The sequence below is a fragment of the Micromonospora sp. NPDC005252 genome (assembly GCF_042872475.1).
Lineage (GTDB): Bacteria > Actinomycetota > Actinomycetes > Mycobacteriales > Micromonosporaceae > Micromonospora.
Genome location: NZ_JBIAKN010000005.1, coordinates 214,251 through 230,030 on the forward strand (window position 1 = coordinate 214,251; position 15,780 = coordinate 230,030).

General features: G+C 73.2%; 15 protein-coding genes. 8 read left to right on the top strand and 7 right to left on the bottom strand.

Features of this window, described 5'->3' with window-relative positions:
* Positions 1-13: 13 nt before the first annotated feature.
* Complete coding sequence (locus ACFYPH_RS17080) at positions 14-670, bottom strand: hypothetical protein (RefSeq protein ID WP_387182703.1); 657 nt, start codon at positions 668-670, stop codon at positions 14-16.
* Between the two features lie 277 nt (positions 671-947).
* Here ACFYPH_RS17080 and ACFYPH_RS17085 point away from each other — a divergent pair, with 277 nt between their 5' ends.
* Complete coding sequence (locus ACFYPH_RS17085) at positions 948-1,511, top strand: hypothetical protein (RefSeq protein WP_387182706.1); 564 nt, start codon at positions 948-950, stop codon at positions 1,509-1,511.
* Between the two features lie 107 nt (positions 1,512-1,618).
* On the opposite strand, the gene ACFYPH_RS17090 is transcribed toward ACFYPH_RS17085, so the two are convergent.
* Entirely contained in the window at positions 1,619-1,966 is a 348-nt protein-coding gene (locus tag ACFYPH_RS17090) for an L-rhamnose mutarotase (RefSeq protein WP_355136827.1), read from the bottom strand.
* 241 nt (positions 1,967-2,207) lie between these two features.
* Between ACFYPH_RS17090 and ACFYPH_RS17095 the strand changes: the two genes are divergently transcribed.
* The 6 genes from ACFYPH_RS17095 (at position 2,208) to ACFYPH_RS17120 (ending at position 8,525) form a co-directional block, all read left to right on the top strand.
* Positions 2,208-2,888 carry a response regulator transcription factor gene (locus tag ACFYPH_RS17095; protein ID WP_354863091.1) on the top strand — a complete coding sequence of 227 codons (681 nt, stop codon included), beginning with the start codon at positions 2,208-2,210 and terminating at the stop codon, positions 2,886-2,888.
* 13 nt (positions 2,889-2,901) lie between these two features.
* Entirely contained in the window at positions 2,902-4,371 is a 1,470-nt protein-coding gene (locus ACFYPH_RS17100; RefSeq protein WP_387182710.1) for an ATP-binding protein, read from the top strand.
* Positions 4,368-5,333, top strand: coding sequence for a Gmad2 immunoglobulin-like domain-containing protein (locus ACFYPH_RS17105; RefSeq protein ID WP_387182714.1), 966 nt, complete (start codon positions 4,368-4,370; stop codon positions 5,331-5,333). Before ACFYPH_RS17100 ends, ACFYPH_RS17105 begins: the two co-directional genes overlap by 4 nt.
* Before the next feature lie 157 nt (positions 5,334-5,490).
* Positions 5,491-6,102, top strand: coding sequence for a TetR/AcrR family transcriptional regulator (locus ACFYPH_RS17110; protein ID WP_354863097.1), 612 nt, complete (start codon positions 5,491-5,493; stop codon positions 6,100-6,102).
* A gap of 33 nt (positions 6,103-6,135) precedes the next feature.
* Positions 6,136-7,629, top strand: a complete 1,494-nt coding sequence (locus ACFYPH_RS17115) for an MFS transporter (protein ID WP_387182717.1) — start codon at positions 6,136-6,138, stop codon at positions 7,627-7,629.
* A gap of 104 nt (positions 7,630-7,733) precedes the next feature.
* Positions 7,734-8,525, top strand: a complete 792-nt coding sequence (locus ACFYPH_RS17120) for a maleylpyruvate isomerase family mycothiol-dependent enzyme (protein WP_387182720.1) — start codon at positions 7,734-7,736, stop codon at positions 8,523-8,525.
* A gap of 45 nt (positions 8,526-8,570) precedes the next feature.
* On the opposite strand, the gene ACFYPH_RS17125 is transcribed toward ACFYPH_RS17120, so the two are convergent.
* The 3 genes from ACFYPH_RS17125 to ACFYPH_RS17135 form a co-directional block, all read right to left on the bottom strand.
* Positions 8,571-9,770 (bottom strand): RtcB family protein, encoded by a 1,200-nt coding sequence (locus tag ACFYPH_RS17125; protein ID WP_387182723.1) that lies wholly within the window; start codon positions 9,768-9,770, stop codon positions 8,571-8,573.
* Between the two features lie 628 nt (positions 9,771-10,398).
* Positions 10,399-10,860 carry a hypothetical protein gene (locus ACFYPH_RS17130; RefSeq protein ID WP_354862671.1) on the bottom strand — a complete coding sequence of 154 codons (462 nt, stop codon included), beginning with the start codon at positions 10,858-10,860 and terminating at the stop codon, positions 10,399-10,401.
* A gap of 23 nt (positions 10,861-10,883) precedes the next feature.
* Positions 10,884-12,200 carry an RICIN domain-containing protein gene (locus ACFYPH_RS17135; protein ID WP_387182727.1) on the bottom strand — a complete coding sequence of 439 codons (1,317 nt, stop codon included), beginning with the start codon at positions 12,198-12,200 and terminating at the stop codon, positions 10,884-10,886.
* A gap of 160 nt (positions 12,201-12,360) precedes the next feature.
* Here ACFYPH_RS17135 and ACFYPH_RS17140 point away from each other — a divergent pair, with 160 nt between their 5' ends.
* Positions 12,361-13,548: a spore photoproduct lyase family protein gene (locus ACFYPH_RS17140; RefSeq protein ID WP_355068660.1), complete on the top strand. Its 1,188-nt coding sequence runs from the start codon at positions 12,361-12,363 to the stop codon at positions 13,546-13,548.
* A 76-nt stretch (positions 13,549-13,624) separates the two neighbouring features.
* Here the strand turns inward: ACFYPH_RS17140 and ACFYPH_RS17145 are convergent, their stop codons facing one another.
* A complete protein-coding gene (locus ACFYPH_RS17145; RefSeq protein ID WP_355068659.1) occupies positions 13,625-14,494 on the bottom strand; it encodes a M15 family metallopeptidase in 870 nt (289 codons plus the stop codon).
* A 66-nt stretch (positions 14,495-14,560) separates the two neighbouring features.
* Positions 14,561-15,580 carry an acetylxylan esterase gene (locus ACFYPH_RS17150; protein ID WP_387182731.1) on the bottom strand — a complete coding sequence of 340 codons (1,020 nt, stop codon included), beginning with the start codon at positions 15,578-15,580 and terminating at the stop codon, positions 14,561-14,563.
* Positions 15,581-15,780: the final 200 nt, after the last annotated feature.

A 15,780-nucleotide genomic window follows, 5' to 3' on the forward strand; every position in this document is an offset into this window, starting at 1 on the left:
GGGAGGCCGTCCGTCAGGTGCGGGGGCGGCGTTCCTGCTCGAGCCGCTCGTCCAGCCGACCCAGCTCGTAGATGGCGTTGAGGCTGGTCGGCAGGCGGCGGACATTGTCCGGCCCGGGGTCGGGATCCGGCCCCGGGTCCGGATCCGGCGCGGGAGCGGGATCCGGCGCGGGAGCGGCGGAGAAGTCGGGCGCGCGGCGACGCAGGAGCAGCAGTGCCAGCACCGCCAGGACGGCCGCGACCAGCAGGTAGGACACCGGCGGCCAGCCACCGCGGGCGGGGTTGGCGAGCGCCGGCGGGACCTCGGGCGCCGGGGTGTCGACGGTGCGCACGGGCACGGCGACCTCGTGGGCGTCGGCGCCGGAGCCTCCGGCCGGGCGGCCGGGGGCGGCCGGAGCCCGGACCCCGGCCGACGACCCGGCGGGCGCGGCGGTCGCACCGGGCGCGGTCGGGCTGGGCTGGCCGGTCGCTGGTGGCCGGGTCGGCGCGGACGTCGCGGTGGGGTTGACGCTCGGCGTCGGCGTCGCACTCGGCGCACCCTGGCCGCCGAGCAGATCGCCGACAACCCGGCCGACGCCACCGAGGATGTCGCCGACCGGGCCCGAAGTGGCCGACGGGGACGGCGCGGGCGCGAGGGCGAGGGTCAGCGCGAGGACGACGACGGTAGGCACGGGTCCACCTCGAATGTGTCGACTGCCAGGCACAGTACCGCGTTGTGGGACGGCGTGGGTGACACCGCCACGTCGGGTCGGGGCCTTTCCCGACCTCGGGTCGGAGCAGGGGCACGCACTCCCCCGCGGTCGGCCGGCGACCGACGGCCGCCGGCCACTGTTACCCAGCGGTTACGCCGCGGCGAAGCTCGCGTGCCGCGGGCGGGCGACCGTGACGGCAGAGGGTCACCGGCAACGCTGCCGCGACGTGACCCCGGCATCGAGCGGAGAGAGCACCATGAGGATCAGGAGCACACTTACCGCGTTGGCGGTCGTCCTCGCCGGTCTGGTCGCCAGCGCGGGCAGCAGCACCGCGGCGGGCACCACGACCGGGTCGGCGTCCTGCGGGATCACCTGGGGCAGCGCGGACAAGTCGGCCGGCACGCTGAGCGACGCCCCGCTGGTCGCCGTACGGACCGGGCAGCACGACTGCTACGACCGGGTGGTCTTCGAGTTCGCCGGACCGGTCGACGGTTACGCGGTCGGCTACGGCGAGACGTGGACCGAGGGCGAGGGGCTGGCGCTGTCGCCGTACACCGCCGGGGACGCGCTGCTGCGGGTCTCGCTGCGGGCCCCGGCGTACGACGCCGAACACCAGGGCACCGTGCCCTACGCGGTCGGCGAGCACGTCGCGAACCTGCTGCGCTGTTCAACGCTGCGCGACGTCGTCTTCGGCGGCAGTTTCGAGGGCTACAGCACCTTCGCGGTCGGCGTACGGGCTCGGTTGCCGTTCCGCACGTTCACGCTCGCCGGCCCCGGCACACACAGCCGCATCGTGCTGGACGTCGCCCACCAGTGGTGAGTGGAGCCGCAGTGGGGCGATCCGCTTGGCCGTCCGCCCGCCCGTCGAGGCGGACGGCCAAGCGGGCATCGTGCGCAGCCACCAACGCGGCACCCGACCACGGACAGCTAGCTCGCCGGGGTCTGCTCGGCTGCCTCTCCAGCCGCCTCGTCGGCCAGGTGCCAGACCTCCCGCATCGGGGCCCACCAGTCCCCCGATCCGGGTTCGGCGAGCGACTCCTGGCACGGGTCGGTCAGCTTCCACCACTCTTGAGTCTGCGGGTCGGCGGCGATGTACCGCAGGTCGGCCTCGTAGTCGTCACCGACGTACTCGTAGTAGCCGAAGAGCAGGTCGTCGTGGAGAAAGATGGTGTAGTTGCGGAAGTTCGCCTCGCGCAGCGTCTTCTCGACGCTCGGCCAGACCTCGGCGTGTAGGCGCAGGTAGGTCTCCCGGTGCTCCGGGCGAAGCCGGATCACGCAGCCATGACGTTGCACGTCGTGTCCTCTCAGGTGAACTGGTCACGCGGGTGGCGACGGCCCGGAGCAGGTTGGCCATCGACGGCCATCGCGTTGGCGACCCGATGGTAGCCGTAGCCAAGATCGAGGATCACCCGCCGGAGGTCGGGCGACCGTTCCCGTGCCCCGAACCCGACCGGGCCGCCGACACCGACCGTTTCGCCAGGGCTGCGCAGCGTCGCGGCGGGTCTACCCTCAGGTGGTGGAGGGCCGCGTGCTGGTGGTCGAGGACGACGCCTCCATCCGGGAGGTCACCGCCCTCGGTCTGCGTCGCGCCGGCTTCCGGGTCGACACCGCCGTCGACGGGCGGCAGGCGCTCATGACCTGGCGAGCGCACCCGGTCGACGCGATCGTGCTCGACGTCATGCTGCCCGGCCTGGACGGCCTGGAGGTCTGCCGGGAGATCCGGCGCACGAGCCAGGTGCCGATCCTCATGCTGACCGCCCGCACCGACACGCTCGACGTGGTGGTCGGCCTCGAATGCGGCGCCGACGACTACCTGCGCAAACCCTTCGACCTGCCCGAGCTGGTGGCGCGGGTCCGCTCGGTGCTGCGACGGGCGAGCGCGCCGGCCGGGTCGCACACCATCGCCGTCGGCGACTTGGAGATCGATCCGGGCGGCTTCGTGGTACGCCGCGACGGCCGCGAGGTGACCCTGACCGCCACCGAGTTCCGTCTGCTGCTGGAGCTGGCCCGACGTCCCGGCCAGGTCTTCACCCGGGAACTGCTGCTGGATCTGGTCTGGGACCACCGTTTCCTGGGCGACTCGCGGCTCGTCGACGTGGCGGTGCAGCGGCTGCGCGCCAAGGTCGAGGACGACCCGGCGCACCCACGGCGCATCCGCACGGTGCGCGGCGCCGGCTACAAACTGTCCACGCTCTGACGGGAGGTCGGCGATGGCCGGACGAGCGGTGGCGCCGGGCCGCCTGCGGCGCCGGCTGACGATCGCGTTCGTGCTGGTCGCCGGGGTGTCCGCCGGCCTGCTCGCCGGTGGGGCGGGAGTGCTGCTGCGACAGTCCTGGTTGGACGCCTCGCTGCACGAGGCCGCCGCCGACGCGCGCTACCAGCTCCTGCTCGCCGGTGAGTTCCTGCCCCTGACCGAGCAGCGCGGCACCGAACTGCTCGCCAGCTTCGAGGGCAGCGGCCGGCACGTCGTCCTCGTCGACGGCCCGACCCGCCCCTCCCATCCCGCGTACGCCCCCGCCCTGGGCACGCGACTGCGGGCCGCGGTCGCCGACGGGCAGCTCGCCTACCAGCGCTCGGCGCCGGGCCAGCGACCCCGACTGCTGGTGGTCGGCGGACGCATCCCCGGCTCGACCGCGGAGCTGTACGTGATCACCGTGGAGGACGACATCGCCGCCGACCTGGGTCAGGTGCGCACCGCACTGCTGGCCGGCTGGGTGCTCGTCGTGCTGGTCGCCGCCGGGGTGGGCCATCTCCTGGCCCGCCGCACCCTGGAGCCGGTGGGTCGGGCCAGCCGCGCCGCCCGCGCGCTCACCGAAGGGCTGCTCGCCACCCGCCTGCCGGTCCGCGGGCGCGACGAGTTCAGCGTGTGGGCGGCGTCGTTCAACGAGATGGCCGAGGCGCTGGAGTCGAAGATCGCCGCCCTGTCGGCCGCGCAGGCCCGGGAGCGGCGGTTCACCGCCGATGTGGCGCACGAGCTGCGTACCCCGGTGACCGCACTGGTGGCCGCGGCCTCGCTGCTGCGCGAGCAGCTGGACCGGCTGCCCGACGACGCCCGGCCGGCCGCCCGGCTGCTGGTGGGCGACGTGGTCCGCCTGCGTCGCCTGGTCGAGGACCTGATGGAGATCTCGCGGCTGGACGCAGGGCGGGAACGGCCGAACGTCGAGCCGGTGGACGCGCCGGCGCTGCTGCGCACGATCGTCGCGGCGCGCGGCTGGTCGGAGCGCGTGCTGGTCACCGGCGACCCGGTCGCGCTGCGCACGGACCCGCGTCGCCTGGAGCGTGTCCTGGCCAACCTGGTCACCAACGCGGTCGAGCACGGCGGCGGCGAGATCCGGGCGACCGTCACCGGGGCGGGCGCGCTCGTCGTCTTCGAGGTCACCGACCAGGGGCCGGGCATTCCCGCCGAGCACCTGCCGCACGTGTTCGACCGGTTCCACAAGGTCGACGCCTCGCGTTCCGCGCCGGGCAGCGGGCTCGGCCTGGCCATCGCCCGGGAACACGCCGCCCTGCTCGGCGGGGTGCTGAGCGTCCGCAGCGCGCCGGGTGCCGGCGCCCGGTTCCGTCTGGAACTGCCCGCGCACGGCCCGGACGGGCCGCCCGGCGGCGTGCCACGCCCGGCGGGGCACCTCGACGAGGACGCCGAGGCGGCGCCCGCCGGCCCGACGGGCGGTGACGGATGAGCCGCCGCGGCACGGTCAGCGTGAACCGGCGCGGCGCGGTCAGCGTGCGCCGGCGCGGCGGGTGGCGCGCGGTCGGCGTGCCGGTGCTCGTCGCCGCGCTCCTGCTCGGCGCGTGCGGCACGCCCCGCTCCGGCGTCCTGGGCGCGGCGCCCACCGCGCCGCCGCACAGCACCCCGCCCGCCGGAGGCCCGACCTCCGCGCCCACCCCGCCGTCCGGGCCACCACCGTCGCCGGTGGCCACCCGCACCGCGCCGCGTCCGCCGGCACCGACAGCCACCGCCACGCGCCGGGCGGACCCGGTGACGATCGAGCTGTGGTACGTGCGAAACGGCCTGCTCGTCCCCACCCGGCGCACCCGGCCGGCCACCCTCACGACGTCCCGGCTCGCGCTGACCGAACTGGCCGCCGGGCCCACGCCGGCCGAGGCCGCCACCGGGATGGTCACCCTGCTGCCGGCCGGTGTCGAGGTCACCCGGATCACCGACGGCGTGGCGACGCTCGGTCCCGTTCCGTCCGGCAACGACCCGGCGGAGCGTCGGCGGCTGCGCGAGGCGCAGGTGGTGTGGACGCTCACCCAGTTCCCCACCGTCCGGCAGGTCCGCTTCCCCGGCGGGGCACCGGTCGGCCGGGCCGACTACCCGGACCTGCTCGCGCCGATCGTGGTGACCGCCCCGAGCGTCGGCGAGCGGGTCACCGCCCCCCTCACCGTCACCGGCACCGCCGACGTGTTCGAGGCCACGGTGAGCATCCGGGTGCTGGACGCCGCCGGCCGGGAGGTGGCCACCGGCTTCGGCACCGCCAGTTGCGGCAGTGGCTGCCGGGGCGCCTACCGGCTGGTGGTCGGTTGGCGCACGGCCCGGGAGCAGCACGGCACGATCGAGGTGTACGAGGTGTCCCCGCGCGACGGCGCCCGGATCAACACCGTGGTCGTGCCGGTGATCCTCGCGCCCACCGGGAGCTGACCACGGGGTTCATCCGCCCGACGTGGGACAGAAACGTAACCGTTTCGTCCGCCGGGTGCGACGCACCTCATAAAAGCCTGCAGGAACGGCCAGCAACGAACTAGGGTCAGTACGACATCGTTTCGCGGGGGGTCTTCGGGTGTTGGATGGTCAGCAGGTGAGCGCGGGCGTCGGGGTGCCGGCCGCCCGGGCCGCGCGCTGCACGTCCAGCGACCTGTTCACCGTGGTGATCGACCTGCTGCGCGAGGTCGGCTACGACCGGATGACCATCGACGCCGTCGCCGCCCGCGCACACGTGAGCAAGGCCACCATCTACCGGCGGTGGGACGGCAAGGCCGAGCTGGTCGTCGCCGCCCTGCGCGACCGTCAGGTCGGCGTGCACAACCCGCCCGACACCGGCTCGCTGCGGGGCGACCTGATCGAGCTGCTGCGCGCCACCGCAGCCATCTGCGTCGCCGACTGCGACCTGATGCAGGCGCTGACCTTCGCCATGCGGACCAGCCCGGAGCTGGAACGCCTGGTACGCCACCAGGTGCTGCCCGCCGGGCGGGTGGCCAGCACGGCCATCCTCGTCCGCGCCGCCGCCCGCGGGGAGATCCCCCCGGACGCCGGTGAACGGGAGCTGTTCCACGACCTGGCGCCCGCGCTCACCCTGTCCCGCGTCGTCGCGCACGGCCTGCCCGCCGACGACGCGTTCCTCACCCAGGTCGTCGACCAGGTGCTGATCCCGGTGCTCCGCTACCAGCACGACCGCCCGTCCCAGGCCTGATCCCTCGACATCCGCACCACGGAAGGCTTCACCATGCCCGGAACCACCTCGACAGCCCCCGGCGCACCCGGCGCCGGGACGTCGACAGGCGCGCCGCACCCGCGGCGCTGGATCGCGCTGGCGGTCATCGCGGTCTCACAGCTGATGGTCGTCCTGGACGCCACGATCGTGAACATCGCGCTCCCGCAGGCCCAGGCGGACCTGGGGATCACCGACGCGAACCGGCAGTGGGTGATCACCGCCTACACGCTGGCCTTCGGCGGTCTGCTCCTGCTCGGCGGCCGGATCGCCGACTACTGGGGTCGCAAGCGCACGTTCCTCGTCGGCATGGTCGGCTTCGCGCTGGCGTCCGCGCTGGGCGGTCTGGCCACCAGCGGCGAGATGCTGTTCGCCGCCCGCGCGTTGCAGGGCGCCTTCGGCGCGCTGCTCGCCCCGGCCGCGCTGGCGCTGCTCACGGTGCTGTTCACCGAGGCCACGGAGCGGGCCAAGGCGTTCGCCGTGTACGGCGCGATCGCCGGCGGTGGGTCCGCGGTCGGGCTGCTGCTCGGCGGGGTGCTGACCGAGTACGCCGACTGGCGCTGGTGCCTGCTGGTGAACATCCCGGTCGCCGCCGTCGCGATCGCCTTCGCGATCCCGCTGGTGCCGGAGAGCCGGGCGCACGGCAACACCCGCTACGACGTGCCCGGCGCGGTCGTCGTCACCGCCGGCCTGGTCTCCCTGGTGTACGGCTTCACCAAGGCCGCCGAGGACGGTTGGGACGCCACCGCGACGCTCGGCTTCATCGCCGCCGGTGTGGTGCTGCTGGCCGCCTTCGTGGTGATCGAGCTGCGCTCCAACCACCCGCTGCTGCCGCTGCGGATCATCCTGGACCGCAACCGGGGTGGGGCGTACCTCGCCTCCACGCTGATCGGCGCCGGCCTGTTCGGGGCGTTCCTCTTCCTCACCTTCTACTTCCAGGTGGTGTTGCAGTACAAGCCCCTCGAGGCGGGGCTCGCGTCGCTGCCGGTCACCGCGGGCGTGCTGATCGCGGCGGGTGGCGCCAGCCAGCTGATGCCGAAGGTGGGCGCGAAGCCGCTGATGGTCGGCGGCGCCGTGCTCGCCGCCGTGGCCATGCTGACGCTCACCCAGATCGACGTGGACACCTCGTTCCTCACCCTCCTGCTGCCCGCCCAGGTCATCCTCGGCATGGGCCTCGGCTTCACCTTCGTGCCGCTGTCCAGCCTCGCGCTGGTCGGGGTGCCGGAGCACGACGCCGGAGCGGCCAGCGCGACGCTGAACGCGACGCAGCAGATCGGCGGCTCGCTGGGCACCGCGCTGCTGAACACCTTCTACACCAGCGCGGTGGCCGCGTATTTGCTCGGCCGGGCGCCGAACCCGGTCACCCAGGTCGAGGCGCTCGTGCACGGCTACCGCGTGGCGTTCGCCTGGGGCGCGGCCCTGATCGTGCTCGCCGGGCTGGTCACCCTGGTCCTGGTGAAGGTGCGCAAGGAGGACATCCCCGCCGGCAACGCCGTGCACATGGGCTGAGCCGGACGACACGGCCGGCCGGGCCGCTCCCGATCGGAGCGGCCCGGCCGGCGCACCCGTCCGGTAGCGTCCCGACCATCGTCGAAGATCCGTTGAGGAGACACATGTCCACGGCTACCGACCAGATCATCCATGCGCTACGGGCGGGCCACGAGGAGCTCGCCGCGCTCGTGCGCGACCTCAAGGAAGACGACCTGCGCCGGCCCTCGGGTGCCAGCGAGTGGCAGGTCTCCCAGGTGCTCAGCCACCTCGGCAGCGGCGCGGAGATCGGCCTCGCCGGGCTGACCGCCGCCCGCGACGGCACGCCCGCCCCGGACGGCGACTTCAACCGCACCGTCTGGCAGCGCTGGGACGCCATGTCCCCGGAGGAGCACGCGGCCGGCTTCCTGGAGTCCAACCAGCGGCTGGTCGAGGCGTACGAGGCGCTGGACGCCGACACCCGCGCGACGTTGCGGATCAACCTCGGCTTCCTGCCGGAGCCGGTGGACGTGGCCACCGCCGGACGGTTCCGGCTCAGCGAGTTCGCCCTGCACCAGTGGGACGCCGAGGTGGCGTTCAACCCGTTCGCGGCGGTGACGCCGGAGGCGGTGCCGCTGCTGATCGAGCAGATCGGCGGCATGCTGGGCTGGACGGGCCGGCCGCAGGAGCTGGGCGGCCGGGAGGCCACCCTGCTGGTCCGGCTGCGGGACCCGGAGCGCACGTTCGGGCTGCGGCTGGGCGAGCAGATCACGCTTACCGACGCGCCGGAGCAGCCCGACGGCGAGCTGTCCCTGCCGGCCGAGACGTGGCTGCGGCTGGTGGTCGGCCGGCTCGGGCCGCAGTACACGCCGGACGGGGTCCAGGTGACCGGTCCGCTGACCCTGGACGACCTCCGCCGGGTCTTCGTCGGCTTCTGAGGGGACGCCGCGCGGGCCGGTGCTCCCGGCCCGCGCGTACCCCCGTCAGCCCTTCACGCAGACGACCTGCTTGAGGTGCGCGACCACCTCCACCAGGTCCTCCTGCTGGGCCATCACCTCGGTGATGTCCTTGTACGCGCCGGGGATCTCGTCGACCACCCCGGCGTCCTTGCGGCACTCGACGCCGGCGGTCTGCGCGGCCAGGTCGTCGGTGCTGAACGTCCGCTTGGCCTGCGCCCGCGACATCCGCCGGCCGGCGCCGTGTGAGGCCGAGCAGTACGCGTCCGGGTTGCCCCGGCCCCGCACGATGTACGACCCGGTGCCCATCGACCCGGGGATGATGCCCAGGTCGCCCCGGCCAGCCCGGATCGCGCCCTTGCGGGTGACCAGCACCTCCACCCCGTCGTAGCTCTCCTCGGACACGTAGTTGTGGTGGCAGGAGATGGGTTCGTCGTAGCCGACCTGCGGGAAGTGCTCACGCACCACACCGCAGAGCAGGGCCAGCATGACGGCCCGGTTGCGCCGCGCGTACTCCTGCGCCCACCACAGGTCCCGCCGGTACGCGTCCATCTCGGGCGTTCCGGCGAGGAACACCGCCAGGTCCCGGTCGGGCAGGTCGACGTTGTGCGGCAGCTTGCGGGCCACTCCGATGTGCCGTTCGGCCAGCTCCTTGCCGATGTTGCGCGACCCGGAGTGCAGCATCAGCCAGACCCGGCCCTCGTCGGCGCCGCCCTGCTCCAGGCAGACCTCGATGAAGTGGTTGCCGCCGCCGAGCGTCCCGAGCTGCCGCTGGGCCCGGGTCTCCAGCTGCGCCACCCGGCGGTCCAGGCTGGCGAACCGACTCCAGAAGTCGTCCCAGCCGGCCTGCTCCAGGCCACGGACCCGGCGCGGGTTGACCGCCTCGGTCCGCTGGGCGAAGCCGACCGGGATGGTGGCCTCGATCGCGGAACGCAGCCCGGCCAGGTCGTCCGGCAGGTCGGCGGCGGTCAGCGAGGTACGCACCGCCGACATGCCGCAGCCGATGTCGACACCGACCGCGGCCGGCGAGACGGCCTGTCGCATGGCGATCACCGAGCCGACAGTGGCGCCCTTGCCGAAGTGCACGTCGGGCATGACGGCGACGCCCTGCACCCAGGGCAGCGCGCCGATGTTGCGCAGCTGCTTCGCGGCCTGCGGCTCGATGGCGTACGGGTCGGTCCAGACCCGGACGGGCGCCCGGGTACCGGCCAGGGGGATGAATCCCATCGTGGTCTCCTCGTGTCAGGCCGGCACCAATCGTTATTGATGACCGGAAATGATCGTGCGCCAGGATGGAACCGGCGCGAAAGCTCGTCGGATACGAAAAGGGCCGCCAACCCGCAGGGGGTGGGCGGCCACGCCTGACGCGTGTGGCGTCAGCGAGGTCGCCGCCACTGGCACCGAGCCTGGGGTCGCCCCTGCGCGGGCCGGCCGAGACAGCGGTACGACGCGCCGGGCGGCAACGCGGCACCGGCACCGCTACCTGGCCTGCGCCAGGTGGCGTCGGTGGCTGTGCGTTGCGACATGGCGTGCTCCCCGGGTGTGCTCGGCCGTACTGCGCATGACGGTAGGCGGGGCAGGAGCTGTCCGCAAAGGATATTGCGCCCGCGCGGCCGGCCGTGGTCTGGCCCCGGGGAGTCACTCTCGCGACCTGTCGAGCTGCCCCATAGATGGGGCGGTGCTTCCGCCGAGGCCAGCCGGAGGAAGCACCGCCCACGGCGGTCGCGCCGCCGCTCACGGCCGACGGTGGTCGCGGGACCGACACGTCTGCCCGCCTGCCTGCCCCGTTCGTGGGGCAGCTCGACAGGGCACGCCAGGGGGCGTCGGGGCGGGCCGCCGAGCGACGTAGCGGGGCTCAGGTGTCGTAGCAGCCGTCCCAGGGCGGGTCGAAGCCCAGTTCGTCGGGGACGAACTCGGCGTGGTCCGCGCCGTCGTACTCCGCGGACCAGTCGACCAGGCCAAAGGCGTGCCCGTCGACCTCGACCTGGAACAGCGCGATGGCGATGTCGCCGAAGACCCGGCCGGGCAGCCCGTCGATCCATTCGAGGAGGCGGGCCTCGGCACGGGTGATCGAGGCGTCCTCGTCTTCGCTGGTGCCGGCGAACCAGATGTCCGAGTCGGTATGCACGCCGTCGGCGTCGAACCGGTGCAGCACCGCGTACCACCGCTTGTGGCGGTACCAGTCGTCTTCGGCTCCGGCACCGTCCTCAAGTGTCGCGGTGACGGAGCCGAAGAACTGGCCCTTGTCGTACCTGCCGATGTAGCGGGTGCGGTAGTCGGATTCGTACGCGATGGGCACACGATCAGGGATGGCCATGCGCGGACGCTACCGCCCGCGAGCTACGGCTGCGGCACCAGCCGGAAGGACTGCGCGGCCGTGCCGTTGCAGGTGTACTGGATGAGCTGGACGCTGTCCGCGGTGGACGCTCCCGGCACGTCCAGGCACTTGCCGCTGTTGCGGTTGACCAGCCGGTAGTAGCCGCCGCCCTCGGATTCCGCCCGCCACTGCTGGTTGTTGCCGCCGCTGTACGACCAGAGCTGGATGGGCGCCGAGTCGGCGGTCGACCGATCGGTCACGTCGAGCACCTGGGCGCTGTTGCCGCGGTTGTTGATGCGCAGGTAGCCGCCACTGGTCGGCGCGAACTGGTACTGCTGGGCGGCGCTGCTGTTGCACGCGTACTGCTGGATGGCGGTGCCGTTGGCGGTGCCGGCGGCCCGGGCGTCCACGCACTTGCCGCTGCCCCGGTTGACGACGGTATGCCAGGCGGTCGGCGAGATCGGGCCGGCGGTGCCCGTCGGCGTGGGCGTCGGGGTGGGCGTCGTGCCGGCGCCGGCGAGCCAGTGCAGACCGTCGATCAGCAGCTTGTTCTGCTGCGGGCTGTCGAAGGTGGAGGACAGGCCGGTGTTGGTGCTGTAGTTCATCGCGTTGTGCCCGAAGTTGGCGTACAGCATCTTGTAGCGCTTGTTGCTCCACACCAGCGGGTAGTAGCCGCCGTACCAGGACTGGTTGGGGTCCGTGCCGACCGGGAAGCTGGACGGGTCGACGGAGGCCAGGATGTCGATGTCCGGGTTCTGGCGCAGGTCGTTGCTCCAGGAGTACCACTCGCTGACCGACGACGCGAAGGTCGCCGGGAGCGCCTGGGTGGCCGGGTGGGTGCGGTTGTCGGCGCGCATCGTGACGCGGGTCGGCCCCCAGGTGTTGGTCTGGAAGGAGCCGGAGCCGAGGAAGGTGTTGTAGTACCAGCTCCAGCTCGACGGGTCGGTGGTGAACGCGCTGACGTGGAAGCCCATCCACGCCCCGCCGTTCTGCATGTACTGCTGGAAGGCGGGCCGCTGCGCGGCGGGCGGAGCGTCGTCGAGGAACATGATGACCTTGTACTGGGCCAGGTTCGCGGTGTTCAGCAGACCCCAGTTGGTGGTGGCCTCCCAGGAGAAGCCGTACTGGGCGGCGGCCTGCGGGAACCAGGCGCGGGCGTCGCGGTCGAAGTCGATGTGCGCGGCGTCCCAGGTGCCGTTGTAGAAGGCCAGGACCTTGAACGTCGGCGCGGCCTGCGCGCTGCGCGCGACGCCGAGGCCGAGGCCGGCGCTCACGGCGACGACGAGGGCGACGAAAACCGACAGGATCCTTCTGGTACGAGAGGGAAGTTCTGCGATCACCTGATCGTCCCTTCGGTCGGGACGCGCGCCGCCGCGTCGACGTGAACTATCTGTTCACAAGGTTTACAGATAGACGAAAGGTTATGCGGTGCCGCCCGGTGCGTCAATCGGCGGTCGACCGATCGGGTGGGATTCCTGCGGCAGCGGGTACCCCGGCCGGATGACCAGCCCGGACGCGGTCGACGTCGACCAGCCGCTCGCCGTGGACGTGCCCGCCGCGCCGCACGACGCCAGCGGCGAGCGGGTGCCGACCCGCGACCTGGCCGGGCTCGCCCCGGCGGCGAGACCGGCACGCCGCTGGACCCCGGGCCGGGTGGTGGCCACCCCGGCCGCCCTGGACCACCCCCACGGGCAGCGGATCGTCGACCGCGTGCGGGCGCTGGGTATCGAGGTGGAACGACTGCGGTCGAACCGGCTCACCGGCGTACGCGGGCAGACCGACTCCGAGACGTACGCGCGCGCCAAGGCGACCATGGCGATCGTGGTGAGCCCGCCCTCGCGGCGTGTCCTGCAACCCATCGCGCCCAGCGCCGACTGGCGCGTCGATTTCGCCGAGGGCTGCCCCGCGCACTGTCAGTACTGCTACCTCGCCGGTTCGCTCTCCGGCCCGCCGGTGACCCGGGTGTACGCGGACCTCGACGACATCCTGGCCGGGTTGGCCCCGTACGCCGGGCGCGGAACGGTGACCAGCCGCAACGCACGCCGCGCCGACGAGGGCACCACCTTCGAGGCGTCCTGCTACACCGACCCCCTCGCGCTGGAACACCTGACCGGCAGCTGGCGGCGGGCGGTGCGGCACTTCGCCGACTGGGACGCGCCCGTGCAGTTGCGCTGGACCACCAAGTACGCCGACGTGGACACCTTCGTCGGGCTGCCCCACCACTGCCGCACCCGGGTCCGGTTCAGCGTCAACTGCGCCCCGGTCAGCGAACGGTTCGAGGGCGGCACGGCGCGGGTGCCGGACCGGCTCGCCGCGCTGCGCCGGCTCGCGCTCGACGGCTATCCCGTCGGGCTGACCATCGCGCCGATCATGCCCCTGCCAAACTGGCGCGAACGCTACGGCGAGCTGCTGGACCAGGTCCGCGCGGCGGTCGACGGGGTCCCGGAGCTGGACCTGACCGCCGAGCTGATCACCCACCGGTTCACCCCGGGCAGCAAGGAGGTGCTGCTCGGCTGGTACCCGCACACCCGCCTGGAGATGGACGAGGAGTCCCGCAGCCGCAAACACGGCAGGTTCGGCGCGGTGAAGTACGTCTACCCCCGCGACACGATGGCCGAGCTGCGGAGCTGGTTCACCGACGAGCTGGCCGCCCGCGTACCGGCCTGCCGCATCCTCTACTGGACCTGAGCCGCTGCTTACTGGACCTGAGCCGCGCTTCGTCGACCGAACGCCGACACCGCGGGCGGTCGCGCCGAGGAGCGTGTCACCCGAGCGAGGAGCGGGCCACCGGCGCGGCGAAGTACGTGCGCGGGTGCGGGTCGTCGCGGAGGCTGTAGTGCCACCACTCGCGGTCGTAGTTGACGAACCCGGCGTCGGTCATCAGCCGCCGCAGCAACTGCCGGTTGTCCCGCGCCGTGCCGGTGATGCGGGGGTCGGCGGTGTGCGCCCGGGCGTCGAAACAGTCGAACCCGGTGCCCATGTCGATGCTGTTGTCGGCGAAGCGCCGCCCCGGCGGCGCCGTACAGGGAACCAGCGGCTGCCCGGGCACGTACGCGGGTTGGCTGGCGGGCGGCTCGTCGACGAGCGTCAGGTCCAGCGTGCTGCCCCGGCTGTGGGCGGTCGGCGCGCCGATGTAGCCGTCGGCGAAGAGCCGGTCCTTGGCCAGGTCCGGATAGAACTCGGCCTTGGTCTGCTGCTCACCGGGGCGCTTCGACCAGGCGACGAAATCGTCCACCGCCGGCTGCGGGCGGTAGCAGTCGTACACCTTGAGGCTGTGGCCGCCGGCCAGCGCGGCGTCCTGGACCCGGCGCAACGCCTCGGCGGCCTGACGGGTGAGCAGGCACAGCGGCTCGCGGTAGCCGGCGATCGGCCGGCCCACGAAGTTGTGCGCCGTGGCGTAGCGGATGTCGGCGTGAATGCGCGGGTCGACGTCGGTAAGCACCACGAAGCCCGGCAACCCGCCGGTCGCCGACGGGGTCGGCGTCCCCGACGACGGTGGAGGGCTCGCCGACCCGGTCAGCGGGGCCGAGACCGGGGCCGTCGGGCCCGGACGCGGCTGCGGACGGGAGCAGCCGCCGAGCACCGCGACGAGCGCCAGCACGACGCCGCCACCCACCCGCACTGACCTGCGCACCCGTCCTGTCTATCAGCAGCGGTCGGTGCCGCGCGCCGGATCAACCGCCGGCCGCCGCGAGCCCGTTCAACCGCCGGCCGCCAGCGGAGCCGAATCCGCCACGGTCGGCGCCGGGTCGGGGGCTTCGACCAGGTGCGCGCCGAGGAAGCGCAGGGCCGCCTCGTCGTCGTCGATCCCGCCGGCCTCGTGGCCGTTGTACCGCCACACCGACAGCTCCGTCGCCCCGGCATGGGCGTTGTGGGCGGCGTACACCCCCGACGGCGGCACGATGTCGTCCATCAGCGCCACCGAGTAGCGAGCCGGCCGGCGGCAGCGTCGGGCGAAGTTGACGCCGTCGACGTACGACAGGGTGGTCAGCACCCGCTCCTCGGCGTCCCGATGGATCGCCAGGTAGTCGCGGACTTCCCGGTACGGGTGGGCGTCGGTGACCACCACGGCACGCGGGATGTCACAGAGGAACGGCACGAGGGCGACCACGGCCCGCACACCGCGCGCCAACGCGCCCGCCGCGAGCGCCAGTGCGCCACCCTGGCTGTGCCCGAGCACCGCCACCCGGGTCGGGTCGACCATCGGCAGGGTCCGGGCCGCGTCCACCGCCCGGACCGCGTCGGTGATCAACCGCCGGTAGTAGTAGGTGCGGGGATCCGCGATGCCCCGCGTCGCCACGCCGGGCGCCTCCGGGCCGGCGGCGCCCAGGTCCGCGGTGACGCCCCGGCTCCAGCCCGAACCCTGCCCCCGGGTGTCCATCTGCAGATGGGCGAACCCGGCCGACGCCCAGAGCAGGTTCTCCAGCGCGTGCCCGCGCCCGCCCCCGTAGCCCACGTACTGCACGACGGTCGGCAGCGCCGTGCCGGCCCCGTGCGGCACCCGCAGCCAGGCCCGTACGGGCTGACCGGCGAACCCGGGGAACGTCACGTCGTACACGTCGATGGCTCGCAGGCCGGTCACCACGGGCTCGAGCCGGACCGGCCAGGTGGCGTCACGGGCCTGCGCCAGGGTGTCGGCCCAGAACTCGTCGAAGTCGGCCGGGTCCCGCACCACGCCGCGGTACTCGCGTAGCTGCGCCTCGGGCAGGTCGGTGTGCATGGCGCCCCTTGTCTGTCGCGTGGCACTGATCAGGTGCGTCCACGGCGTGGCCGACGCCGACAGCCGGGCGGCGGAGACGGGACCGTACGCCGATACGCATCCGACAAATTACCGGAACATTTCCGCAACTCAGCCGAACGCTAGAACCGACCTGGCGTGTCGTCAACCCCCGTCCGTGAGGCAAGATGGCGCGAGGAGCG

Bases quoted from the DNA above. Each gene is read 5' to 3' on its own strand.
- ACFYPH_RS17100 (WP_387182710.1), top strand. From the start codon at position 2,902: ATGGCCGGACGAGCGGTGGCGCCGGGCCGCCTGCGGCGCCGGCTGACG.
- ACFYPH_RS17130 (WP_354862671.1), bottom strand. From the start codon at position 10,860: ATGGCCATCCCTGATCGTGTGCCCATCGCGTACGAATCCGACTACCGC.
- ACFYPH_RS17125 (WP_387182723.1), bottom strand. From the start codon at position 9,770: ATGGGATTCATCCCCCTGGCCGGTACCCGGGCGCCCGTCCGGGTCTGG.
- ACFYPH_RS17140 (WP_355068660.1), top strand. From the start codon at position 12,361: ATGACCAGCCCGGACGCGGTCGACGTCGACCAGCCGCTCGCCGTGGAC.
- ACFYPH_RS17105 (WP_387182714.1), top strand. From the start codon at position 4,368: ATGAGCCGCCGCGGCACGGTCAGCGTGAACCGGCGCGGCGCGGTCAGC.
- ACFYPH_RS17150 (WP_387182731.1), bottom strand. From the start codon at position 15,580: ATGCACACCGACCTGCCCGAGGCGCAGCTACGCGAGTACCGCGGCGTG.
- ACFYPH_RS17085 (WP_387182706.1), top strand. From the start codon at position 948: ATGAGGATCAGGAGCACACTTACCGCGTTGGCGGTCGTCCTCGCCGGT.
- ACFYPH_RS17120 (WP_387182720.1), top strand. From the start codon at position 7,734: ATGTCCACGGCTACCGACCAGATCATCCATGCGCTACGGGCGGGCCAC.
- ACFYPH_RS17115 (WP_387182717.1), top strand. From the start codon at position 6,136: ATGCCCGGAACCACCTCGACAGCCCCCGGCGCACCCGGCGCCGGGACG.